The organism is Stenotrophomonas bentonitica, assembly GCF_013185915.1.
Taxonomy (GTDB): domain Bacteria; phylum Pseudomonadota; class Gammaproteobacteria; order Xanthomonadales; family Xanthomonadaceae; genus Stenotrophomonas; species Stenotrophomonas bentonitica.
The window spans coordinates 843910-867295 of the sequence record NZ_JAAZUH010000001.1 but is presented as its reverse complement, the minus strand read 5'-3'; the positions used below and the strand labels follow the sequence as shown (position 1 = coordinate 867295).

Annotated in this window: 21 protein-coding genes; 7 read left to right on the top strand and 14 right to left on the bottom strand. The window is 66.9% G+C overall.

Going from position 1 to position 23386, the window contains the following annotated elements; genetic code table 11:
- Positions 1-9 precede the first annotated feature (9 nt).
- The 6 genes from sucB to HGB51_RS03805 form a co-directional block, all read right to left on the bottom strand.
- On the bottom strand, positions 10-1212 hold the full coding sequence (sucB, locus tag HGB51_RS03830; protein WP_070209279.1) for a dihydrolipoyllysine-residue succinyltransferase: 1203 nt from the start codon (positions 1210-1212) through the stop codon (positions 10-12).
- 41 nt (positions 1213-1253) lie between these two features.
- Complete coding sequence (locus HGB51_RS03825; protein ID WP_070209280.1) at positions 1254-4085, bottom strand: 2-oxoglutarate dehydrogenase E1 component; 2832 nt, start codon at positions 4083-4085, stop codon at positions 1254-1256.
- 184 nt (positions 4086-4269) lie between these two features.
- On the bottom strand, positions 4270-4770 hold the full coding sequence (locus HGB51_RS03820) for a DUF7931 domain-containing protein (RefSeq protein ID WP_084739091.1): 501 nt from the start codon (positions 4768-4770) through the stop codon (positions 4270-4272).
- Position 4771: 1 nt separating this feature from the next.
- On the bottom strand, positions 4772-6205 hold the full coding sequence (locus HGB51_RS03815) for a ribosomal protein uL16 3-hydroxylase (RefSeq protein ID WP_070209281.1): 1434 nt from the start codon (positions 6203-6205) through the stop codon (positions 4772-4774).
- Between the two features lie 337 nt (positions 6206-6542).
- Complete coding sequence (purB, locus tag HGB51_RS03810; protein WP_070209282.1) at positions 6543-7910, bottom strand: adenylosuccinate lyase; 1368 nt, start codon at positions 7908-7910, stop codon at positions 6543-6545.
- Positions 7911-7945: 35 nt separating this feature from the next.
- Positions 7946-9280 carry a hemolysin family protein gene (locus HGB51_RS03805; protein WP_216666710.1) on the bottom strand — a complete coding sequence of 445 codons (1335 nt, stop codon included), beginning with the start codon at positions 9278-9280 and terminating at the stop codon, positions 7946-7948.
- Positions 9281-9512: 232 nt separating this feature from the next.
- Here HGB51_RS03805 and HGB51_RS03800 point away from each other — a divergent pair, with 232 nt between their 5' ends.
- Positions 9513-10928: a class II fumarate hydratase gene (locus tag HGB51_RS03800; protein ID WP_070209283.1), complete on the top strand. Its 1416-nt coding sequence runs from the start codon at positions 9513-9515 to the stop codon at positions 10926-10928.
- A 302-nt stretch (positions 10929-11230) separates the two neighbouring features.
- Here HGB51_RS03800 and HGB51_RS03795 read toward each other — a convergent pair whose 3' ends face one another.
- The 7 genes from HGB51_RS03795 to HGB51_RS03765 form a co-directional block, all read right to left on the bottom strand.
- Positions 11231-11656 carry a YggN family protein gene (locus HGB51_RS03795; RefSeq protein WP_070209524.1) on the bottom strand — a complete coding sequence of 142 codons (426 nt, stop codon included), beginning with the start codon at positions 11654-11656 and terminating at the stop codon, positions 11231-11233.
- A gap of 91 nt (positions 11657-11747) precedes the next feature.
- A complete protein-coding gene (locus HGB51_RS03790; protein ID WP_070209525.1) occupies positions 11748-12335 on the bottom strand; it encodes a DUF2884 family protein in 588 nt (195 codons plus the stop codon).
- A gap of 12 nt (positions 12336-12347) precedes the next feature.
- Positions 12348-13235, bottom strand: a complete 888-nt coding sequence (locus HGB51_RS03785) for a DUF4097 family beta strand repeat-containing protein (RefSeq protein ID WP_070209526.1) — start codon at positions 13233-13235, stop codon at positions 12348-12350.
- 26 nt (positions 13236-13261) lie between these two features.
- Positions 13262-14293 carry a hypothetical protein gene (locus HGB51_RS03780; RefSeq protein ID WP_070209527.1) on the bottom strand — a complete coding sequence of 344 codons (1032 nt, stop codon included), beginning with the start codon at positions 14291-14293 and terminating at the stop codon, positions 13262-13264.
- A complete protein-coding gene (locus HGB51_RS03775) occupies positions 14290-15165 on the bottom strand; it encodes an ABC transporter ATP-binding protein (protein WP_070209528.1) in 876 nt (291 codons plus the stop codon). The genes HGB51_RS03780 and HGB51_RS03775 overlap by 4 nt, the downstream gene beginning before the upstream one ends.
- Positions 15162-15524, bottom strand: coding sequence for a GntR family transcriptional regulator (locus tag HGB51_RS03770; protein ID WP_070209529.1), 363 nt, complete (start codon positions 15522-15524; stop codon positions 15162-15164). The genes HGB51_RS03775 and HGB51_RS03770 overlap by 4 nt, the downstream gene beginning before the upstream one ends.
- Before the next feature lie 2 nt (positions 15525-15526).
- Positions 15527-15778: a hypothetical protein gene (locus tag HGB51_RS03765; RefSeq protein ID WP_070209530.1), complete on the bottom strand. Its 252-nt coding sequence runs from the start codon at positions 15776-15778 to the stop codon at positions 15527-15529.
- A gap of 268 nt (positions 15779-16046) precedes the next feature.
- Between HGB51_RS03765 and HGB51_RS03760 the strand changes: the two genes are divergently transcribed.
- The 6 genes from HGB51_RS03760 (at position 16047) to HGB51_RS03735 (ending at position 22172) form a co-directional block, all read left to right on the top strand.
- Positions 16047-16655: a glutathione peroxidase gene (locus tag HGB51_RS03760; RefSeq protein ID WP_084739117.1), complete on the top strand. Its 609-nt coding sequence runs from the start codon at positions 16047-16049 to the stop codon at positions 16653-16655.
- An 83-nt stretch (positions 16656-16738) separates the two neighbouring features.
- Entirely contained in the window at positions 16739-17719 is a 981-nt protein-coding gene (locus HGB51_RS03755) for an FKBP-type peptidyl-prolyl cis-trans isomerase (RefSeq protein WP_070209531.1), read from the top strand.
- 23 nt (positions 17720-17742) lie between these two features.
- Entirely contained in the window at positions 17743-19092 is a 1350-nt protein-coding gene (locus HGB51_RS03750) for a UDP-glucose dehydrogenase family protein (protein WP_171966727.1), read from the top strand.
- The gene (locus HGB51_RS03745) at positions 19085-19324 is read left to right on the top strand and encodes a SlyX family protein (protein ID WP_070208808.1); all 240 of its coding nucleotides are present in this window, start codon (positions 19085-19087) and stop codon (positions 19322-19324) included. The genes HGB51_RS03750 and HGB51_RS03745 overlap by 8 nt, the downstream gene beginning before the upstream one ends.
- Positions 19325-19337: 13 nt before the next feature.
- Entirely contained in the window at positions 19338-20048 is a 711-nt protein-coding gene (locus tag HGB51_RS03740) for a DUF2058 domain-containing protein (protein ID WP_070208807.1), read from the top strand.
- Between the two features lie 84 nt (positions 20049-20132).
- On the top strand, positions 20133-22172 hold the full coding sequence (locus tag HGB51_RS03735) for an acyltransferase family protein (RefSeq protein ID WP_246233401.1): 2040 nt from the start codon (positions 20133-20135) through the stop codon (positions 22170-22172).
- Between the two features lie 3 nt (positions 22173-22175).
- Here the strand turns inward: HGB51_RS03735 and HGB51_RS03730 are convergent, their stop codons facing one another.
- Positions 22176-23354: an MFS transporter gene (locus tag HGB51_RS03730; RefSeq protein WP_070208805.1), complete on the bottom strand. Its 1179-nt coding sequence runs from the start codon at positions 23352-23354 to the stop codon at positions 22176-22178.
- Between the last annotated feature and the right edge of the window lie 32 nt (positions 23355-23386).

Below are 23386 nucleotides of genomic sequence, written 5' to 3'. Positions count from 1 at the left end.
CGGGAGGTCTTACAGGCCGAACAGCATGCGGCCCGGGTTTTCCAGCTGGTTCTTGATGTCCACCAGGAACTGCACCGAATCCTTGCCGTCGATGATGCGATGGTCGTAGGACATGGCGAGGTACATCATCGGCGCGATCACGACCTGGCCGTTCTGCGCGATCGGACGTTCCTTGATCGCGTGCATGCCCAGGATGGCGCTCTGCGGCGGGTTGATGATCGGGGTGGACAGCAGCGAACCGAAGGTGCCGCCGTTGGTCACGGTGAAGGTGCCGCCCTGCAGTTCTTCCAGGCTCAACTTGCCGTCACGCGCCTTCTTGGCGTAGTCGGCAATGGTCTTTTCGATGTCGGCGAACGACATGCGCTCGACGTTGCGCAGCACCGGCGTGACCAGGCCCTTCTCGGTCGACACGGCGATCGAGATGTCGGCGTAGCCGTGATAGATGATGTCGTCGCCGTCGATGGAGGCGTTGACCAGCGGGAAGCGCTGCAGCGCGTTGGCGGCGGCCTTCACGAAGAAGCTCATGAAGCCCAGCTTGATGCCGTGCGCCTTGACGAACTCGTCCTGCAGGTCCTTGCGCGCGGCCGACACCTTGGACAGGTCGACTTCGTTGAAGGTGGTCAGCATGGCGGTGGAGTTCTTGGACTCCATCAGGCGTTCGGCGATGCGCTTGCGGATGCGGGTCATCGGCACGCGTTCTTCCGGACGGGCACCACCGGACTTGCCGGCGCCGCCGTTGCGGGCGAAGTTGACGATGTCTTCCTTGGTCACCGCGCCGCGGCGGCCGGTGCCGTCGACATCGGCCGGGTTCACGTTCTCCGTGATGGCGCTGAAACGCGCGCCCGGGGGCAGCGAATCGGCAGCCGACTTCGAGGCCGGCGCCGGCGCAGCGGCAGCGGCCGGTGCAGCAGCGGCCGGGGCGGCGGCTTCGGCCTTCGGGGCGTCAGCGGCCGGGGCCGGGGCAGCAGCCACGGCGCCTTCCTCGATCACCGCCACGACCTGGCTGGAGGTCACGGTGGCGCCCACTTCGAACTTGATTTCCTTCAGCACGCCATCAACCGGCGACGGCACTTCCAGCACGACCTTGTCGGTTTCGAGGTCGAGCAGGTTTTCGTCACGCTTGACGGCGTCGCCGACCTTCTTGTGCCAGGTGGCGATGGTGCCGTCGGCGACGGATTCGGGCAGTACCGGGGCTTTGACTTCGGTGGCCATGCGGGGGCTTCCTGGTTTGTCTTTTCTGGAATGAGGGAAAGTTATTCAGCGACCGCGTCGTTGAACGGGTTGACCAGTGCATCGGCGACCAGCTTCTGCTGTTCGATGATGTGGTCGGCCATGTGACCGGCAGCCGGGGAGGCGGAACGGGCGCGACCGGCGTAGTGCAGGTTCTGGCCATCGGCCAGGCAGAACTGCAGGTGGTGGCGGATCTGGTACCAAGCACCCTGGTTCTGCGGTTCTTCCTGCGTCCACACCACGTCGGTGGCCTTGCCGTACTTCTTCAGTTCGGCAGCCAGCAGCGCACGCGGGAACGGGTACAGCTGTTCCACGCGGATGATCGCCACGTCGTCCTGGCCGCGCTTGGTCTGGTCTTCGAGCAGGTCGTAGTAGACCTTGCCCGAGCACAGCACCACGCGCTTGACCTTCTTGGCGTCCGCATTGGCGTCGCCGATGAGGTGCTGGAATTCGCCGTTGGCCAGCTCGTCCAGGGTCGACACGGCCAGCTTGTGGCGCAGCAGCGACTTGGGCGACATCACGATCAGCGGCTTGCGGGTGGTGAGGTGCATCTGGCGACGCAGCATGTGGAACGCCTGCGCCGGGGTCGACGGCACCACCACCAGCATGTTCTCCAGCGCGCACAGCTGCAGGAAGCGCTCCAGGCGCGCCGAGCTGTGTTCCGGACCTTGGCCTTCATAGCCGTGCGGCAGCAGCAGGGTCAGGCCGGTGATGCGGCCCCACTTGGCTTCGCCGGCGGCGATGAACTGATCGATCACCACCTGGGCGCCGTTGGCGAAGTCGCCGAACTGGCCTTCCCAGATGCACAGGGTGTTGGGATCAGTGGTCGAGAAACCGTACTCATAGGCCATCACCGCTTCTTCGCTGAGCAGCGAGTCGATGATGCTGGCCTTCTCCGGGGAGTCCACCAGCTGCCGCAGCGGCAGGTAGTAGTTGTCGGTCTTCTGGTCGTGCAGGATCGCGTGGCGGTGGGTAAACGTACCGCGGCCCACGTCCTGGCCGACCAGACGCAGGGCATTGCCTTCGTCCAGCAGGGTGGCGTAGGCGAGGTTTTCGGCAAAGCCCCAGTCGCCCGGGATCTCACCGGCGGCCATCTTGCGACGGTCGTCATAGACCTTGGCCACGCGCGAGTGCAGCTCTACCTCGGCCGGCACGGTGTTGATCATCTCGGCCAGCTGCTTCAGCTTGGCCGGGTCGACCTTGGTCGAGACCGGGTCGGACAGCTTGCCTTCCAGCAGCTTGGGCCAGTCGACGAAGAGCGCGCTGCTCGGCGGGGTCTTTTCGACCTGGGCCAGTTCGGTGGTGACTTCACCGGCATCGAGCTTGTTGCGGTAGGCATCGACCATCGCCTTGCCGGCACCGGCAGCGATCACGCCGGCCTGTTCCAGCTGCGCGGCGTACAGCTCGCGGGTGGTCTGGTGCTTGCGGATCACCTGGTACATCAGCGGCTGGGTGATCGCCGGTTCGTCGGCTTCGTTATGGCCCCAACGGCGGTAGCACATCAGGTCGATGACCACGTCCTTGGCGAAGCGCTGGCGGAACTCGAAGGCCAGCTTCGATGCGAACACCACGGCTTCCGGATCGTCGCCGTTCACGTGCAGCACCGGCGCGGCGATCATCTTGGCGACGTCGGTGGCGTAACGGGTCGAACGGGTGTCTTCCGGGTTCGAGGTGGTGAAGCCGACCTGGTTGTTGACCACGATGTGCACGGTGCCGCCGACGGCAAAGCCGCGGGCCTGCGACATCTGGAACAGCTCCATGACCACGCCCTGGCCGGAGAAGGCCGCGTCGCCGTGGATGAGGATCGGCATGACCTGCTTGCGGGCGCTGTCCTTGCGGCGCTCCTGGCGCGAACGCACGGAACCGGCCACGACCGGGTCGGCGATTTCAAGGTGCGACGGGTTGAACGCCAGCGCCAGGTGGACCGGGCCACCGTCGGTGGCCACGTCGGCCGAGAAGCCCATGTGGTACTTCACGTCGCCGGCCGAGGCGTGCTCGTCGTGCTCGAACTTGCCTTCGAACTCGTCGAACAGCTTGCGCGGGTTCTTGCCGAGGGTGTTGACCAGCACGTTGAGGCGGCCGCGGTGGGCCATGCCGATCACCACGTCCTTGACCCCGTCCTTGCCGGCGTCACGGATGATGGTGTCCATCATCGGGATCAGCGAGTCGCCGCCTTCCAGCGAGAAGCGCTTCTGGCCGACGTACTTGGTGTGCAGGTAGCGTTCCAGGCCTTCGGCGGCGGTCAGGCGCTCCAGCGTGCGGCGCTGGGTGTCAGCGTCCAGGCTGTAGTTGCCACCGGCCAGTTCCAGGCGCTGGTACAGCCACTGGCGCTGCTCGACCTCGGAGATATGCATGAATTCCGCACCGATCGAGCCGGTGTAGGTCTTCTTGAGGCGGGCAAGCAGGTCGCGCAGCTTCATGCGCGGCTGGCCGCCGACACCGCCGGTGCTGAATTCGGCGTTGAGGTCGCCTTCGGACAGGCTGTGGAACGGCAGGTCGAGGTCCGGCGAGTTGACCGCCTGGGCCAGGCCCAGCGGGTCCAGGCGGGCGTCGAGGTGGCCGCGCGAACGGTACGCCGTGATCAGACGACCGACATTGCGCTCGCGTTCGTCGCTGGCACCGGAGTTGCCGCCGCCCTTGACCGCGTTCTTGGCGGCGTCGGCGATGTGGGCGATGACGGCCGAATGCGGAATGTCACCGGCTTCGCGGCCCTTGAAGCCGTCGAAGTAGGTCTTCCATTTGGGATCGACACTGTCCGGAGAAACGAGGTACTGCTCGTACAGATCCTCGATATAGGAGGCGTTGCCGCCGGCGAGCTGCGAAGACTGCGCAAACTGCTTCAGTAGATTGTCCACGATGGAGGGTCGGATTCGCTTGTGGGGTAGGGCTTCGATGATCCGGCAGGGAAGATGAATAGCCCTGCACGGGCGGTATCTAACGGGCCAAATTGTACCCCCATCGGGACACGAAGGGGCACCACGACGGCCTCCGGCGGGCCTGCGGTGTCATTCCCAGACAGGTTCAGGTGCCGGAACCGGACTAGAAGCCCAGTGCGCGCAGCTCGGTACATTCCCGCGAACGTTCCCATATGCGCTGCAAACCTTCCTGCAACGGCCGCGAACGTGCCGGCAGCGACAACCCGGCCTCGCCGTCGAAGCGCAGGCCGCTCAGACGAAAGTAGTAGTCGCCGGCATCGTTGACCAGGCAGGCGGAGGCGAGGGCGCGGTCGATGGGATCGCTGACCTGGCGCACGCGGAACACGGTGGGCAGGCGCTGGATCAGGCCGAGCAGGGGCGAGCCGGCCTGGGCGATGGCGGTGGCGTCGTGCACGAGCAGGGTGGCCTGCTTGTCGTGGCGGGCGGTGGCGAAGCGGCGCAGGGCGTCGAGCACCGGGGGTGCGTCGAGCAGGCCGGGGTCGAGCTGGCGGCTGTGGATCCACAGCTGGCGGCGGGCACGCGCGACCAGGGCGGTGGTCAGGGCCACCGCCTGGTCGGCGCTTTCGATGTTGACCGCGCCATCGGGGAAGCCGGGCGCGGCCATGTCAGGCCTTGCCGCCGTGGCCGTCGGTGGGGTCGGCGTCGTCGTCGCTGTCGTCGAAGTCGACGATCACTTCGACGCCGTCTTCGTGGACGGTGACTTCGTGGACGTTGGCCTGGACGTCTTCGTCTTCGACGACCTCGACGGTGTCGGTGGCGTCGATGATTTCGTATTCGGCAACGCCTTCGTTGCCGTCTTCGTCGTCGAAGTCGTCTTCATCGTCGAAGGCGTCGCCGTCGAGCAGCTGGTAGTAGCCGCCGGCGATCAGCTCGTGCAGGGCGTCGCGGCCCTTGGCGGAGAGCTTCTGGTAGAGCGGGGCGCCGATCTGTTCGGCGCCGGCCAGGGCCTGGGCGTCCTTGACCGGGAGGGCGAATTCGAGGCCGCTGCAGTACAGGCTGGCGCCGCGCTTGGCCCGGCGCCAGGCAAGGCGGGCCCAGGGGTGGCGGCCGAGTTCGATGCCTTCGGCCAGGGCGGCTTCGACATCGTGGCGCGGCAGGGGCTGGCCGGAGGCGACGACGTCACCGGCGGCGCGGTAGGTGGTGATGAAGCGGCCGAACCAGTCACCGAGGCGGTCGGGGTCGTTCATGCGTATGGCATTGAGGGCCTGGACGACGCGGTTCATGGCGACGGCGTCGATCTCGTTGGGATCCTCGGGGACCTTGAGGTCGGGGTCCTGGTAACGGATGGCTTCGTCGGCATCCATGATCAGGGTGTCGAGGTAGTCGCTGATCAGTTCGGCGGAGGCGGGGGCGCGCATGCCGAAGGAGAAGGTCAGGCAGGGGTCTTCGGCGACGCCGTTATGGGGGACGTTGGGCGGGAGGTAGAGCATGTCGCCGGGTTCGAGCACCCAGTCGTGGGTGGGCTTGAAGCGCTGCAGGAGCTTGAGTTCGACGTCGGGGCGGAAGTCGAGCGGGGGGCGCTTGCCCTTGATCGATTCGCTGGCGTCGATCTGCCAGCGGCGGTGGCCGTACGCCTGGAGCAGGAAGACGTCGTACTGGTCGACGTGGGCGCCGACGGAGCCGCCGGTGGCGGCGAAGCTGATCATGACGTCGTCCATGCGCCAGCGCGGCAGGAAGCTGAAGTGGCTGAGCAGGGCGCGGACGTCGGGATCCCACTTGTCGACGTCCTGGACCAGCAGGGTCCAGTCGTGGTCGGGCATGCCGGGGAAGTCTTCTTCCTGGAACGGGCCGGTGCGCACGCTCCAGCCGTCGGTGGCGCGGTCATGGCTGATCAGGCGGGCGAGGGCGGTTTCCTCGCAGGCCAGGCCGGCCAGGTCTTCGGGCTGGAGCGGGGTTTCGAAGTCGGGGAAGGCGCCACGGATCAGCAGGGGGCGCTTCTGCCAGTAGTCGCGCAGGAAGGTGGCGGCGGGCATGCCCAGCGGCAGGCCGGGGCGGGCCTGGACTTCAATGACGGGGGTTTTGGTCTTGCGCACAGCCATGGGGGAATCCTTGCAGCGTTCAGGCGGGATACGCGCCTATTGTCTGCTGGTTCTGTGTCATGTGCACCTGCGGTGGGGTGTCGCGCTCAGGCCAGAGCCAGAGCGCTGGCGCCTCGGGTGCTACGTGCTGGGGGCGGCCGCCGGGCAGCCCGCTCCGGGACACGCCGTGAACCCATCCATGGGGGCTGCTAGAAAACATCCATGTTTTCTAGCGTCCCTCCGGGGCTACCCGGCGGCCGCCCCCGATAGTGCGTCGGTTTGGGCGGTGGGTCGCAAACAAAACGGGGCGCCGGAATGATCGGCGCCCCGTTTGGGGTTCTCGTGTTGCCTGGCTCGATCAGATCGCCTTGGCCAGGTCCGCCGCCAACCCGATGTAACCGCCCGGGGTCAGGTCGCGCAGGCCCTGCTTGGCGTCTTCCGGCAGGTCCAGGGACTCGACGAATGCCTTCATCGATTCGGCGGTGATGCCCTGGCCGCGGGTCAGGGACTTGAGCTGTTCGTAGGGGTTGGGCAGGCCGTAGCGGCGCATCACGGTCTGTACGGCTTCGGCCAGTACTTCCCAGGCGGCGTCCAGGTCGCCGTCGAGGCGCTCGGGATTGACGGTCAGCTTGCCCAGGCCCTTGGCCAGGGAGTCGAGGGCGACTTGGCTGTGGCCGAAGGCGGTGCCGACCGCGCGCAGCACGGTGGAGTCGGTGAGGTCGCGCTGCCAGCGGCTGATCGGCAGCTTGGCGCTGAAGTGTTCGAACAGGGCGTTGGCGATGCCGAAGTTGCCTTCGGCATTCTCGAAGTCGATCGGGTTGACCTTGTGCGGCATGGTCGAGGAGCCGACTTCGCCTTCCTTGAGCTTCTGCTTGAAGTAGCCCAGCGAGATGTAACCCCAGATGTCGCGGGCCAGGTCGATCAGGATGATGTTGGCGCGGCGGGCGGCGTCGCCGATTTCGGCGATGTTGTCGTGCGGTTCGATCTGGGTGGTGTACGGGTTGAACACCAGGCCCAGGCTTTCGACGAAGTGCTTGGCGAAGGCCGGCCAGTCCACGTCCGGGTAGGCGATGGCGTGGGCGTTGTAGTTGCCCACCGCGCCGTTGATCTTGCCGGTCAGTTCGACCGCGGCGATCTGGCGGCGCTGGCGCTCGAGGCGGGCGACCACGTTGGCCACTTCCTTGCCCAGGGTGGTGGGCGAGGCGGTCTGGCCGTGGGTGCGCGAGAGCATGGGCTGTTCGGCCTGGGCGTGGGCCAGGGCGCGCAGGCTGGCGGCGATGCCGTCCAGCGAGGGCAGCAGCACCTCGCGGCGGGCCTGTTCGAGCATCAGGCCGTAGCTGAGGTTGTTGATGTCTTCGCTGGTGCAGGCGAAGTGGACGAACTCCAGGGCGGGGGCCAGTTCGGCGTCGTCCTTGAGCTGTTCCTTGATGAAGTACTCCACCGCCTTGACGTCGTGGTTGGTGGTGCGCTCGATCTCCTTCACCCGCGCGGCGTGGGCCGGTGCGAAGTCGTCGGCCAGGGCGCGCAGGCGGGCGGCGGCGCCGGCCGGGAACGGCGCCAGCTCGGCGATGCCCGCCTCGTTGGCCAGGGCCAGCAGCCATTCCACTTCGACCTTCACGCGGGCCTTGATCAGGCCGTACTCGGAGAAGATCGGGCGCAGCGCGTCGACCTTGCCGGCATAACGGCCATCGAGCGGGGACAGGGCGAGCAGGGCGAATTCGGACATGGCGGGCGCAGGCAATGACGGCGGGGGCCGTCATTCTACGCTGCCCCGGGGTCCCCGTCGGCCTGTTCGGGCGCGCGGCGCACGGTGACGGCCTGGATCCGGTGCCCGGCCATGCGCTTGACCGTGAACAGCTGGCCGTCGATCAGCACCTGTTCGCCCTCTTCGGGCAGGCGCTGCAGCTGGTGCACGATCAGCCCGCCGACCGAGTTCAGGTGCTCGGGCGCGGCCAGGTCGCGGCCGAGCAGGCGTTCGAGGCGGAAGATGGAGGTCGATCCGGCCACCAGCAGGCTGCCGTCGGCGCCGCGGGTGGGGGCGTCCGTGACCACGTGCGGGTGTTCGTCCTCGATGTCGCCGACCACCACTTCAAGCAGGTCTTCGAGGGTGAAGTAGCCCAGGATGCGGCCATGTTCCTCCACGCACAGGGCCATGTGCGTGGTGCCGGTGCGGAAGCGCTCGAGCACGGCGGTGACCGGGGTTTCCAGTGCGATCAGGTTGGCCGGGCGGAGCAGGGCGCGCAGGTCGTCGGTGGGGTTGCCGCGCGCGATCTCGACCAGCAGGTCCTTCATGTGCAGCACGCCCAGCACTTCTTCGCCGTCGGTGTCGAACCACGGGTAGCGGCTGTAGCGGCTTTCGGCGAACTCGGCCATCACCTCGGCCAGGCCCATGCCCTGGCGGAACACGCGCATGTGCTCGCGCGGCCGCATCAGGTCGCCGGCGACCAGCTCGGGCAGTTCCAGCGCGTGGCTCATCAGGGTGAGGTCCTGGTCCGGCGCGTCGGCGCCGGGCTGCTGGCGGGCGACGATCAGCTTGAGCTCTTCGCGCGAGTAGCGGTGCGAGGTGTGCTCCACGTCGCCCCAGCCGGCCAGGCGCAGCAGGGCGTTGGCGCTGTGGTTGAGCAGCCAGATCGCCGGGAACATGGCCCAGTAGAACAGGTACAGCGGCGCGGCGGTCCACAGCGACATGGCTTCGGGGCGGCGGATCGCCATCGACTTCGGCGCGAGTTCGCCGAGCACGATGTGCAGGAACGAGATCAGGCTGAAGGCGATGATGAAGGCGGTGAGGCGGGCCGCTTCGGGCCCCATGCCCAGCGTGTCGAACAGCGGCTGCAGCAGGTGGGCGAAGGCCGGTTCACCGACCCAGCCGAGGCCGAGCGAGGACAGGGTGATGCCGAGCTGGCAGGCCGAGAGGTAGGCATCCAGGTGCGAATGCACGTTGAGCAGCAGGCGGCCGCGCCACCCGTGGCGGGCGGCCAGGCCGACGGCCTGGGTGTGTCGCAGTTTGACCAGGGCGAACTCGGCGGCCACGAAGAAGCCGTTGAGCACGACCAGGAACAGGGCCAGCAGCAGGAGCAGGAGGTTGCCGACGATCATGCGCGGCGGCCCTGCGTGGCGGTGCGGGTGTTGTTACAACAATGAGGGTCGTCGCCCATGGGGAGAGAGGTGATGCCTGAATGAACACGAATCCCGAGTCTAGCCGAACCGGCGCGCGCTTGGGTTTCAATCGGGCTTGGGAGTATCGTGAGGGGAGCCGCCAGCCAGGGAATGAAGGCCCGTTGCCAGCCGCCGTTCCCTTTCCCCACTGAAAGAACCGCGGAGTGATGCAATGAGCAAGGGTTTCCGGACCGAGCATGACAGCATGGGCGAACTGCAGGTGCCTGCAGACGCGCTCTGGGGCGCGCAGACGCAGCGTGCGGTAGACAATTTCCCGGTCTCGGGCCAACGCATGCCGCGCGGTTTCATCCGTGCGCTGGGTCTGGTGAAGGGGGCGGCGGCGGCGGTCAACGCCGAGCTGGGCCACCTGCCGAAAAATATCGCCAAGGCGATTGAGAGTGCGGCCGACGAAGTGGCCGATGGCGCGCATGACGCGCATTTCCCGATCGACATCTACCAGACCGGTTCGGGCACGTCGTCGAACATGAATGCCAACGAGGTGATCGCGACGCTGGCCAACCGTGCGGGCAAGGCGGGCAAGACGGCGGTGCATCCGAACGACCACGTGAACCAGGGCCAGAGTTCGAATGACGTGATTCCCACGGCGTTGCGGGTCTCGGCATTGCTGGGCGTGCAGGAACAGCTGCTGCCCGCACTGGTGCATCTGCGCAAGACCATCGACAAGCGCGGCCGGGCGTTGCGCAAGGTGGTCAAGACCGGGCGCACGCATCTGATGGATGCGATGCCGCTGACGTTCGAGCAGGAATTCGGTGCGTGGTCGGCGCAGTTGTCGTCGGCGCAGCAGCGGCTGGAAGACAGCCTGAAGCGGCTGCGCCGGCTGCCGCTGGGCGGCACCGCCATCGGCACGGGCATCAATGCGGACCCGCGTTTCGGTGAGCGGGTCGCCAAGCGCCTGAAGCAGCAGACCGGCGTGCGCTTCGACAGCGCGGAGAACAAGTTCGAGGGACTGGCGGCGCAGGACGATGCGGTGGAGCTGTCGGGCCAGCTCAATGCCTTGGCCGTGGCGTTGATCAAGATCGCCAACGATCTGCGTTGGATGAATGCCGGCCCGCTGGCGGGCCTGGGCGAGATCGAGCTGCCGGCGCTACAGCCGGGCAGTTCGATCATGCCGGGCAAGGTCAATCCGGTGATTCCGGAGGCGACGGTGATGGTGTGCGCGCAGGTGATCGGCCACCACACGGCGATCACGGTGGCGGGCCAGACCGGCAATTTCCAGTTGAACGTGACGCTTCCCCTGATCGCAGCGAACCTGCTCGACGGGATCGGCCTGCTGTCCAACATTTCGCGCCTGCTCGCCGACACCGCGATTGCCGGGCTCAAGGTCCGCGAAGACCGCGTACGCGAAGCACTGGGCCGCAACCCGATCCTGGTAACCGCCCTCAACCCGATCATCGGGTACGAGAAGGCCGCCGCAATTGCCAAGCGCGCCTACAAGGAGCAGCGGCCGGTGCTGGAGGTTGCGAAGGAAGACAGTGGATTGAGCGAGGCGGAATTGCGTCGCCTGCTGGATCCGGCGGCGCTTACGGCCGGTGGGATTCAGGCAGGCGGCGGTGGCGCGGGCGGCTGAGAAACAGCAGCCGGGCAGGGCCCGGCTCTACCGCTTTTTGGTGACTCGCCTGCCAATTATCGGAGGGTCGGCGGGGGTGGGTTTGAGGGGGCACGAGCCGCATGGATGCGGCGATGAGCCTACATGGATGTATTTACGGCGTCCCCCACAAACCCGCACCCGACGGCCCTGACCAGGGAAGCCACGCACCCCCAAGCTGTTCGCCTGAATCCAACAGCAGCCGCGCAGGGCCCGGCTCTACCAGGACTGCAACCACGTCGCAGCCGGGCAGACCAGGATTGCAACCACGTAGCAGTGCGGCGTCAGCGCCGGTCTGCCATCAGGTTATCGAACGTCTCGGTGTAGCCCTTGAACTCGGGAATGCGGGTCACGATGTCCGCCGGAATCGGCTGCATGCCCGGCGGCACCACGATCTTCACCGCGCGCTTGTCCGGGTCGTGCGGCGCGTCCACCAGCGTGTTCTGGCGCAGTACCTGCAGCTGCCCGAACATGTTCTGCAGCAGCGCCTGCTGGCTGTCGTCCAGCGGAATCTCGATCTCGTCCACCTTCATGTGCCCGTTCGGCAGGATGATCAGGTTCGGCGCCGGCGCCCGGCGCACCGTCACCATGCCGTCGCTGACCGTGATCTTCGGTTTGCTGCGCTCCGCGCGGTGGTTGCGGTACTCCTGGTCGCAGCCGGTGGCGACAACGCAGAACAGGGCGAACAGCAGCAGGCACAACTTCTTCATGGCGGGCGAACAACGAAAAAGGGGAGGACTAGTGTAGTCCTCCCCCCGTCCCGGTGGCCTGACTGCGACCGAACGTCGCAGGCTCCCGCCGTCAGTTGTGGCAGTCGTCGATGTCGCTCTGGTCCATCGTCGCGTACGGCTTGAAGGCCGGCAGCGCCGCCGCCAGCGCCTGCTGCTTGGCCAGCATCACCGGCAGCAGCCCGCACAGCTGCTTCGCGCTCGCCTCCATCTTCGCCGCCTCCGCGTTCACCCGCTCCTCGATGCCCTGCGTATCGCCCGAGAACACCCCCCGCAGCGCCTCGCCGGCCGCCTTCACCCCCAGGCTCGCACCGGCCACCCCGATGTCCATGCCCGCACCGGCCAGCGCCTCGATCTGCTTGCGGTAGTCCAGCAGCAGCGCACGCTGGTGCGCATCCACCGCCACCGCCTTGCCATTGATCAGCAGGTCCCCTTGCGGCGTGATCTCCGCCTTGTCCGACTGGTTGTTGGACACCTTGATGTTGCCCTGGGCCATTTCCACCCGGGCCTTGTCCGTCGCGTCCTTGACCTTCTTCCCGATCGAATCGGCGTCCACCACCGGCTTGCCCGTGGCCGGGTCCGTCCGGTTCGAATCGGCATTGCCGCACCCCGCCAGGGGCAGGCACAGCAGCAGCGCCGGCAGCAGCAGTCGAGTCTTCATGTGCGCGTCTCCTTACTTGCCACGCGGCAGCTGGACGCGGCCGCGCACGTTGCTGTCATTGATGTCGCCGCTGCCACTGTTGGCCACGGTCAGGTCGCCGCCCACATCGCGCACCGTCACATCGCCCGAACCGTGACGGTCCACCGTCACGCTGCCGCCGACATCGCGTGCCTCGAAGTCGCCCGACCCGATGTTGCCCAGGCTCACGTTGCCCTTCACCTGGCGCAGGTCCACATCGCCCGAACCCACCGTCTTGATGGCGACGTTGCCGGTCACCCCGTCCAGGGTCAGGTCACCCGAACCGATCGTGCCGACCGTGACATCGCCGCGCAGGTTGCGGGCAGTGAAGTCGCCCGAACCCACCGACAGCAGGTTCAGCGCACCCGCCCCGTCGAGCTCCACATCGCCCGAACCGATCGCCGCCGTGACCAGGCCCTTGATGTCGCGCAGGTTGATGTCGCCCGAGCCCACGTCCGCACTCAGCGAATGTGCCCCGGTGACCGACGCATCGCCCGAGCCCACCTTCATCTGGATCAGCACGTTGTCCGGAATCGTGCCGCGCAGGTCAAGGTACGCGTAGCTGTTGCCGCTCATGTTGAACTTCAGCCCCTGGTTCTCCCGGCGCAGCCGCACCACCAGCTTGTCGCCCACCTTCTCCTGGGTGACCGTCAGCTCCGGCAGCCAGTCGGCGTTGGAGGCACAGGCCCGACCGCCCAGCTGGGCAGCGCCCGGGCCGGCCTGCAGCACCAGGTCGTGCTGGTTGACCTCGAACACCACCGCCTTGGCGCCGGCGACGTCGAGCTTGAGATCGCGGGGCGCGTTGAACTTGCACTGCGGCTCATCGGCCAGTGCGGTCAGCGGCAGCAACATCAGCGAAGCAATGGCAAGCGTGCGGATCATGGACGGTTCCTCGAAGCGGTGAGGGATCAGATTTCGCCGGCGCGGCGGCGCAGGCGGATGGCAATCACGATGAATACAGCCCCGGCAGCCGCGCCGATCCACAATTCCGGCAGGGCCAGCGCGGCCAGCTGGCTGGACGGCGACAGCGCCGCAGCGATGTTGTCGCTGTCGTGCATCACCGCCTGCAGCTGGTCCTGGCGGTAGAACAGGTCGCTGCCCGGCAGCGTGCCCAGCAACAGGCGGCCCACGATGTGCTGCCAGAACCAGCCGCTGCTCATGTCGAACAGCTGCATCACCCGGGTGGTGCTGACGATGATCCCGGCGAAGAGCGGCAGCATCACCGCCCACAGGAACGGCTTGGACTTGGCCAGCGCCGACCACATCAGCAGCCAGCCCACCGTCGGCAGCGCCCACAGCAGGTACACCGGCAGCCAGGCCAGGTGGCCGGCCAGGAATGCCAGCGGGCTGGCCGGGCCCCAGATCAGGGTCATCGGGTTGCCGCCGTGGGTCATCACGATCACCGACAGGATCGCCAGGAAGCCGAACATGGTCAGCACCGACGCGATCACCGCGATCACCGGCGCCACCAGCAGCGCGCTCAGCGCCTTGGACAGCACGGTCTGGGTATCCGACAGCGGCAGCGACTTCCAGAACAGTATGCTGCGGTCGCGGCGGTCGTCATACAGCGCACCCAGGCAGTAGAAGAACACCACGAAGGCCAGCACCACGAACGGCCACAGCGAACTCAGCACCAGCGTCGCGTCCAGCGCATTGCCCAGGTCGGCCATGCTCTTGGCGTCCATGTGCTCGGTCAGCAGCTTCAGGTCCAGGCCGTTGATGCTGATGTTGCGGTTGTCGATGTGCAGGTCACCGCTCGCGGCCGCACGGCGCAGGCCCCACAGGCCGATCAGGATCCCGATCAGGCTCATCACCAGCGAAATGCCGCCGGCGATCAGCGGCGCCCACAGGAAACCGCCGCGGTTTTCCCAGTACTCGCGCTTGAGCAGCCACTTGAACGTGCTGGCCTTGCTGATCGGGTGGTAGTGGACGGTGTTCATGCGTAGGTTCCCTTCATGATGGCCACGAACAGATCCGCCAGCCCGGGGCTGCGGATTTCGCCAAGCGGCGTGAGCTGGGCGCGCGGCACCCCGTCGAACAGCAGTACGGTCTTGCCGAACGGCAGGCTGCGCTCGTCGATCGGGCCCAGCGCACGGGCGGCCTCCAGCGTCTCGGCCGAGACCAGCACTTCGGTGTAGCGCTCGCCGACCTCTTCCATGTCGGCGGTCAGCACGATGCGGCCGTCGCGGATGAACATCACGTCGGTCAGGATGTGCTCGATCTCTTCCACCTGGTGGGTGGTGACGATGATCGTCTTCTGCTCGTCGAAGTAGTCTTCCAGCAGGCGCTGGTAGAACTCCTTGCGGTACAGGATGTCCAGGCCCAGCGTCGGTTCGTCCAGCACCAGCACCTTGGCGTCGATGGCCATCACCAGTGCCAGGTGCAGCTGCACGATCATGCCCTTGGACAGTTCGCGCACGCGCTGGCGCGGCTGCAGCTTGGTCGCCGCCAGGAAACGCTCGCAGCGGGCGCGGTCGAAGCGCGGGTGCACCCCGGCCACGAAGTCGATCGCGTCGCGCACCTTCATCCAGCGCGGCAGTACCGCCACGTCGGCGATGAAGCACACGTCATTCATGAGCGCGTTGCGCTGCACGGTCGGGTCCAGCCCGAGCACGCTCAGCTCGCCGTCCACCGTGGTCAGGCCCAGCAGCGCCTTGAGCAGGGTGGTCTTGCCGGCACCGTTGGGGCCGATCAGGCCGGTGATCCGGCCCGGCGCGATGGTGAAGCTGGTGTTGTCCAGCGCGAGGGTCTGCTTGTAGGCCTTGCGCAGGCCACGGGCGGAGATGACGACATCACTAGCAACGGCATTCATGAGGATTTCCCCTGGGGCAGCAATTCGTCGAGATGCAGGCCCAGGCGCTGGATGCGCTCCAGGACCAGCGGCCATTCTTCATTGAGGAAGCGGTCGCGCTCGCTGCTGCGCAGCTGGGTGGCGGCTTCCTCGGTCATGAACATGCCCAGGCCACGGCGCTTCTCGACCAGGCCTTCGTCGGCCAGTTCCTGGTAAGCGCGCGACACGGTGATGGGGTTGAGCTGGTACTCGGCGGCCACCTGTCGAACCGAGGGCAACGCATCGCCGGGCTTGATGATGCTGTCCAGCATCATGGCGATCACGCGTTCCTTCAGCTGACGGTAGATCGGAGCACCATCGCTCCATTGGATATCGCTCATGGTCAGCTCCGTGGGTTCAGCGACTGTGCGAATGAGAAGTAAGGCATGGACAGGGAGCTGTGCAGCCGGCGGGGAGGCGTGGGGGCGCCGTCGGCGGTCCCTGCCTTGATGACGCCTGCGTCCTGCGGGCCTTCAAACGCACCGGTGGCGATGTCGCTGCCACGGTCACCGGCGGGGATGCTGAACCAGCCCAGCAGCAGCAGCGCGGACGCGGCTGTAAGGGCTTTGGCGGAGTGGTGGCGCATGCGGTTCATGGGCTTCCCCTGCATCAGGTGACTGGTGTTGTATGCAACTATAACACCGACACGCCGATGTGCAATACCCGACACGCCCCAACTGATGGCAGGGGTGTTACACAGTCTGAATGCGGGGCGCAAGTTGTTGATTCAGCAGGTGAAATCTCCCCGTCATCACCTTCATTTTCACTGCCGTGCATTCAGCTGCGGGAGCAAAACCCCCGGTGATATAGTCCGCGTGCGCCCTGCACAGCAGGTTTTCCCGCTTCGATCCGGAGTTTTTGCGATGTCCCAGACGTCTCCCGTGCTGCCCCCGAACCCCGCTTTCCGCGCGCGCGCCCGCCGCTGGGGCGTGGGCCTGCTGCTGGTGGGCCTGCTGGGCAGCGCTTCGGCCCAGGCGGCCGACCTGCTCGACGTCGACTACCGGCCGCTGGCGGGCAAGTCGGAAGTGAACCTGGAGAAGACCTACGGCGGCAAGGTGCTGCTGGTGGTCAACACCGCCAGCAAGTGCGGCTACACCCCGCAGTACGAGGCCCTGGAGGCCCTGCAGAAGAAGTACGCCGCGCGCGGCTTCTCGGTGCTGGGCTTCCCCTCCAACGACTTCAAGGGCCAGGAACCGGGCAGCGAGAAGGAGATCCAGGAGTTCTGCACGCTGACCTACGGCGTGAAGTTCCCCATGTTCCAGAAGGTGCAGGTCACCGGGCCGGAGGCCACGCCGCTGTACCAGCGCCTGACCGCCGCCACCAAGGTCGCACCGGGCTGGAACTTCCATAAGTACCTGATCGGGCGGGACGGCAAGGTGGTCGCCCAGTTCCCCAGCAAGGTGACGCCGGACGACAAGGCGCTGGTCGCCGCGATCGAACGTGAGCTGTCTGTCACACCGCCGACGCACTGACAGCCTCGACATCTCGCACGTGCGTGCGACAATGCCGGATTCGCGCCGACGTCGGCGTCCAGTAACTTCCAGGAATGCAGCGAATGAAGATGGGAATGCGCGGCGCCGCGGCGTCGGTTCTGATTCTGGCGATGGGTGCCACCGGTACCGTGATGTCGCAACAACCGGCTGCAGGTGCAGCCGCAAAGGAGACTTCGACCTTGACCTCCCAGCGTGAAAACGTCAGCTATGCCATCGGCATGGATGTCGCAAATTCGTTCGCCCCGATCGCCGACGAAATCGATCTGGCCGCCCTGCGTCGTGCAGTGAACAACGCCTTCGAAGGCAAGCAGCCGCTGATCACCCAGGAAGAAGCCCAGAAGACCGACCAGTCGCTGCGCATGGCGATGGCGGTCAAGAGCGGCCAGCCGGTGCCGGGCATGGCCCCGGGCACCCCGGCGCCGAAGGTGGACCGTGAGAAGGTCGGCCTGATGCTGGGCAGCTACGCCGTCGGCCCGTCGCTGGCGCCGTTGAAGGCCGAGCTCGACCTGGACGTGCTGTTTGACGCGGTCAAGACCGCCTTCGCCAATGGCACCCCGAAGCTGACCGCCGACCAGGCCAAGTCGACCCTGGAAGCCTTCATGGCCGCCAAGCAGGGTGAGATGCAGGCCAAGGAAGCCGCCAAGGCCGGTACCAACCGCACCGAAGGCAACAACTTCCTGGCCAAGAACAAGACCCAGCCGGGCGTGGTCACCACCGCCTCGGGCCTGCAGTACCAGGTGCTGCGTCCGGGTTCGGGCGAGCGCCCGATGCCGACCAGCAAGGTCCGCGTGAACTACGAAGGCAAGCTGCTCGACGGCACCGTGTTCGACAGCAGCTACACCCGTGGCGAGCCGATCGTGTTCGGCCTGGACCAGGTGGTCAAGGGCTGGTCGGAAGGCGTTGCACTGATGCCGGTCGGCGCCAAGTACCGCTTCTGGATCCCGGGCGAACTGGCCTACGGTGAGCAGGGCACGCCGGGCGGTCCGATCGGCCCGAACGCGACGCTGACCTTCGACGTCGAGCTGCTGGACGTACTTCCGTAATCGGAACTGGAGTTACTACGGACATGCGCGTCGCAATTTTCGGTACCGGCTATGTCGGACTGGTCACGGGTACCTGCCTGGCCGAGGTCGGCCACCAGGTGGTCTGCGTCGATATCGACCAGGCCAAGGTCGACGGCCTCAACCGTGGCGTCATCCCGATCTACGAGCCGGGCCTGGAGCCGATGGTCAAGGCCAACCATGCCGCCTCGCGGCTGGCCTTCACCACCGACGCCGCCGAGGCGATCGCACATGGCCAGGTGATCTTCATTGCCGTGGGCACGCCACCGGACGAGGACGGCAGCGCCGACCTGCAGTACGTGTTGGCCGTGGCCCGCACCATCGGCCGGCACATGCGTGTGCCGACCGTGGTGGTGAACAAGTCGACCGTGCCGGTAGGCACGGCCGACAAGGTCCGCGCCGCGATTGCCGAGGTCCTGGCAGAGCGCGGCGAGGAGATCGCGTTCGACGTGGTCTCCAACCCCGAATTCCTCAAGGAAGGCGACGCAGTGGCCGACTGCATGCGGCCGGACCGCATCGTCATCGGCGCGGCCAACGCCGAATCGGTGGCGCTGATGCGCCGCCTGTACGCACCGTTCAACCGCAACCACGACCGCGTGGTGGAAATGGACGTGCGTTCGGCCGAGCTGACCAAGTACGCCGCCAACGCCATGCTGGCGACCAAGATTTCGTTCATGAACGAGATCGCCAATATTGCCGAAAAGGTCGGCGCCGACGTCGAACAGGTCCGCCAGGGTATTGGTTCGGACCCGCGCATCGGCTGGCACTTCATCTACCCGGGCGCCGGTTACGGCGGCTCGTGTTTCCCCAAGGACGTGCAGGCGCTGGCCCGCACCGCGCAGCAGCATGGCCATGAGCCGAAGCTGCTCAATGCGGTGGAAGCGGTCAACGATGCGCAGAAGGGGCATCTGTTCCAGCTGATCCAGCGCCATTACGACCGCGGTGAGGATGAGGGCGTGCGCGGCCGCACCTTCGCGGTGTGGGGCCTGTCGTTCAAACCGAACACCGACGACATGCGCGAAGCCTCCAGCCGCCGCCTGCTGGCGCAGCTGTGGGAAGGCGGCGCCACCGTGCGCGCCTACGACCCGGAAGCCACCGATGAAGCACGCCGGATCTTCGGCGAGCGCGACGACCTGGTGTTCTGCGAGAACGCCTACGACGCCATCGACGGCGCCGACGCGCTGGTGGTGGTGACCGAGTGGAAGCAGTTCCGCAGCCCGGATTTCAACCGCCTGCGCGAAACCCTGAAGGACGCGGTGGTATTCGACGGCCGCAACCTGTACGACCCGCAGGAAATCGAAGCGGCGGGCCTGGCTTACTACGGCATTGGCCGGGGACGTTCGCTGCATGCATGAGTCCACTCCCTCCGCGCGTGAGCAGGCGCTGGAAGCGCGCCTGGTCGAGCTTGAAATGCGCGTGTCCTTCCAGGAACAGGCGCTGGCCGAGCTCAGCGAAGCGCTGGCCGATGCCCGCATCGAGGGCAGCCGCAACGCCGACCTGACCCGCCTGCTGCTGGAGGACCTGGGCAAGGTCCGCAACGCGCTGTATTCCGATTCGGGCGAAGAACCACCGCCCCCGCACTACTGATCGACCCAACGTCATGAGCGATACCCTCCGCGACCAGCTGCTGGGCCTGGGCTTCAAGTCCGCGCCCACGCCCGAACGCAAGCCCGACGCCCGCCGTGATGGCCGGCCCCCGAACAAGCCGCACGGTGGTCGCCCGCAGGGCAAGGCCGCCGATGGCGCGCGCCCGCCGCGCGATGGCCAGCGCCCCGCGCGCGACGGCGACGCCCGCCGTGGCCCGCAGGGCAAGGGCCGCCCCGGTGGCGGCGGAGCCCGTCCGGGCCAGGGCCAGAAGCCCGGCCAGGGCGCGCCGCGCTCGCGCGAGGACATCGACCTGGCCAAGGCCTATGCGATCCGCGCGCAGAAGGAAAAGGACGACCGTATCGAAGCCGAGCGCCTGAAGCAGGAAGAGGCGCGCGTGCGCCGCGAAGCCAAGGTCAAGCTCGACGAACTGCTCAAGGGCAAGGCGCTCAACGATGAAGCCGCCGACATTGCGCGGCACTTCCCGTACGGCGGCAAGATCAAGCGCATCTATGTCACCGCCGACCAGCTGCGCCAGCTCAATGCGGGCGAACTGGGCGTGCTGCAGAGCAATGGCCGTTACCTGCTGGTGACCGCGGCGGTGCTGGACGAGGCCGAAGCGGTGTTCGCGCCGTCGGTCGCGCTGCGCGTGGATCCTAACGCCCCGGCCGAAGACGACCCGTACGCCGACCCGGCCTACCAGGTGCCGGACGACCTGGTCTGGTAAGCGCGTAATCGCCCCATGTAATGCCACCTGACGGCCTGCGAGGCAGGTCGCCAGGTCACAGGAGTGTGCATGCAGGAAAGCCAGTTGCGACAAACCTACGTGCCACACATCGACGGCCTGCGCGCCGTCGCCGTGCTGTCGGTGATCCTGTACCACCTCAAGGCCAGCTGGCTGCCGGGTGGCTTCACCGGCGTCGACGTGTTTTTCGTGATCTCCGGCTTCGTGGTCAGCGCGTCGGTCGACCGGCTGCCTGCGGTCGGCGGCTGGCAGGGCCTGCTGCGTTTCTATGCGCGGCGCATCCGCCGCATCGTGCCGGCGCTGGTGGTCTGCCTGCTGGTCACCGCCGTGCTCAGCGCGCTGTTCATTCCCGAATCCTGGCTCAGCGAAACCAGCGACAAGACCGGCCGTCGCGCGTTCTTCGGCCTGAGCAACTGGGTGCTGGCCAGCACCGGCAACGACTACTTCTCGCCGCGCACCGAATTCAATCCGTACACCCACACCTGGTCGCTGGGCGTGGAAGAGCAGTTCTACCTGCTGTTCCCGCTGCTGTTCCTGGCCTGGGCGCGCGGTGGGCGCGGCCGTGCGCTGTCGCTGGGCCTGTTCGCACTGGCAACGCTGGCGTCGCTGGCTTACGCGCTGCGCCTGGTCGGGCAGGGCGGGCAGGAGATCCAGGCGTTCTACGTGACCACCACGCGCTTCTGGCAGCTGGGCGCCGGCGTGCTGCTGTACCAGGCGATGACCCTGGCCGGGCGTTTCACCGCGGTACCGGTGGCGCGCGGGTTCTCATGGCGTTCGCCGGTGCTGCTGCTTGCCGTGGCGGCACTCGGGTACGGGCTGTGGTCTGCCCGGCCGGGTCACTCGCCTTGGCCGGATGGGCTGTGGCCGGTGCTGTCCACCGGCGTGCTGCTCGCAGTGCTGCACGGCCACCCGCAGGGCTGGATCGGGCGCGCGCTGTCCAGCACGCCGATGGTCTGGGTCGGCAAGCTTTCGTACTCGCTGTACCTGTGGCACTGGCCGGTGTTCGTGCTGTTCCGCTGGACAGTGGGGCTGGAGACCGTGGCCAACGGCGCCATCGCCGTGCTGCTGGTGTTCGCGCTGGCCTGGCTGTCCTGGCGCTGGGTGGAGCAGCCGCTGCGGCATGGCGCGCGCGGGCCGCGCACGAACGGACGCTGGGTGCTGCTGGGGCTGGCGGTACTCGTACTTGGCGCCGGTCTGCAGTCGGCACTGGTCAAGCATCAACGGCACTACTCGCTGAGCACGGTCAGTCGGCATCCGCTGGACTGGTATCCGTACGCGAAGGGCCTGAAGAAGGAAGTGCCGGACTGCCAGGTGGTCGAGTCGCACATTCCGGTCGCGGGCGGGCAGGCGCGCCTGCTGCAGCGGGGCGAGTGTCCGGGCGGCAGCGGGACCGGCACGGTGTTGTTCGTCGCCGGCGACTCGCACGCGCTGGTCTACAACGAACTGCTGCGCCGCAAGGTTGTGCAGGACGGTGGCCAGGTGCGCCTGTACGGCAGTGGCGGCTGTGCGCTGGTCGGCATGCAGGGCTGGCGTGGGCCGAATCCGGCCTGCGATGCGTACACCCGGAACGTGCTGGATGACATCCAGGCCAATGCGCGCGCAGGCGACGTGCTGTTCCTGCCCGGCCTGCGCGTACCGCGCCTGGCGGAGCAGTACCAGCTGTTCGACATCGCGCAGGTGCAGGCCGACCTGGCCAGCCCGGCGGCAGTGAGCGGGCGCGCGGGCGAAGTCGCGGCGGCGATCGAACAGCTGCGGCCGCTGGCAGAGCGTGGCGTGCGGATCGTGTTCGAAGCGCCCAAGCCGGTACTGCCGGCGCCGCCGTACCGCTGCTCGGATGCGTTCAACCGCCACAACCCGATCTGCACCAACGGCATGGAGATTCCGCGCGCGCAGACCGAAGCGATGCGCGCCCCGGTGCTGGAGAGCCTCAAGCAGGTGGCTGCAGCACTGCCCGGCGCCAGCGTGTGGGATCCGCTGCCGCTGCTGTGCCCGGGTGCGCTGTGCGGGCCTGACCTGGACGGCAGGCCGTTGTACTTCGACGGCGACCACCTGAGCGGTTACGGCAACCGTGTCCTGTTGCCATCGTTTCGCGAGCAGGTGCGGTAACAGCTAGCGACGCTTGCCCCGCAACAGGGGCAGGCTGATTGCGAAGAAGCAGAGCAGGGCGCCTGCGGCGGCGAAACCGGCACCAACCAGGAACGCGGTGCGGCCGTTGTCGATGCCCCACAGCTGGCCAGCGATCAATGCGCCGAGCACGCCGCCCACGCCGGACGAGAAGCCGTACAGCAATCCCTGCCCATGCCCGTTGAGCCGGCCCGGGAAATACGTGGCCAGCATCTGCATGGCTGCGGCGAAGAACGCGGCGAAACCCAGCGCGTGCGCGGTCTGCGCCACCAGCATCACCCCCAGGTGCTGCGGGAACAACGCGGTGACGGTCCAGCGTACGGTCGAACTCAGCAGCGCGATCAACAGCATCCAGCTGGCGTCGTAACGGCGGAAGAAGCGGCCGATGGTGAAGAACACAGCCACCTCGAACACCACGCCGATGGTCCACAGCAGGCCGAGGGTTGAGGTCGCATACCCGTGGTGGTCCATGTACACCGAGAAGAACGTGTAATACGGCCCGAAGGAGAGCTGTTCCATGAAGGCGGCGAGGAAGAACGCCAGCACCTGCGGCTTGCGCACGATCTGCCAGAAGCCGGTGGCATCGCCGTCGGCGCGGTGGAAGTCGCGCGCATAGCGGTTGGCGAACGAGGAGCCTACCAGCAGCGCGAACAGCGGCAGCATCAGCCACGGCAGCACGCCAGCGCTTCGCCCTTCCAGGAACCAGCCGAAGCCCATCACCACCGCGATGAAGCCCAGCGAGCCCCACACCCGGATCATGCCGTAGCGGTGGCTGTCGTTGCCCAGGTGGGTGAGCGTGATCGACTCGAACTGCGGCATCACCGCGTTGTAGAAGAAGCAGAACACCACCATCGCCGGATACATCCACGGCTGTGGCAGCGGCAGCAGGAAGGCGCAGAAGGTGACCAGCGTGAGAACGCTGCCGATCCGCAGCCAGCGGATCGGGTCGCGCGAGGCGGCTGCGATCGAGGTCCAGGTGGTCGGCGCCACGATGCGGGTCGCATACCAGATCCCCATCATCACGCTGATCGCGGTCACGCTCATCCCGCGCGCGGTCAGGAACAGCGACCAGTAAGGCGTAAACGCCCCGAGTGCTGCGTAATAAAACAGGTAATAGCTGGAGAGGCGCGCCACTGGAACGGCGTCGCGAGTTTGAAGCGTCATTGCAGTCAATCCGTCGGATATGCGTAGCGACA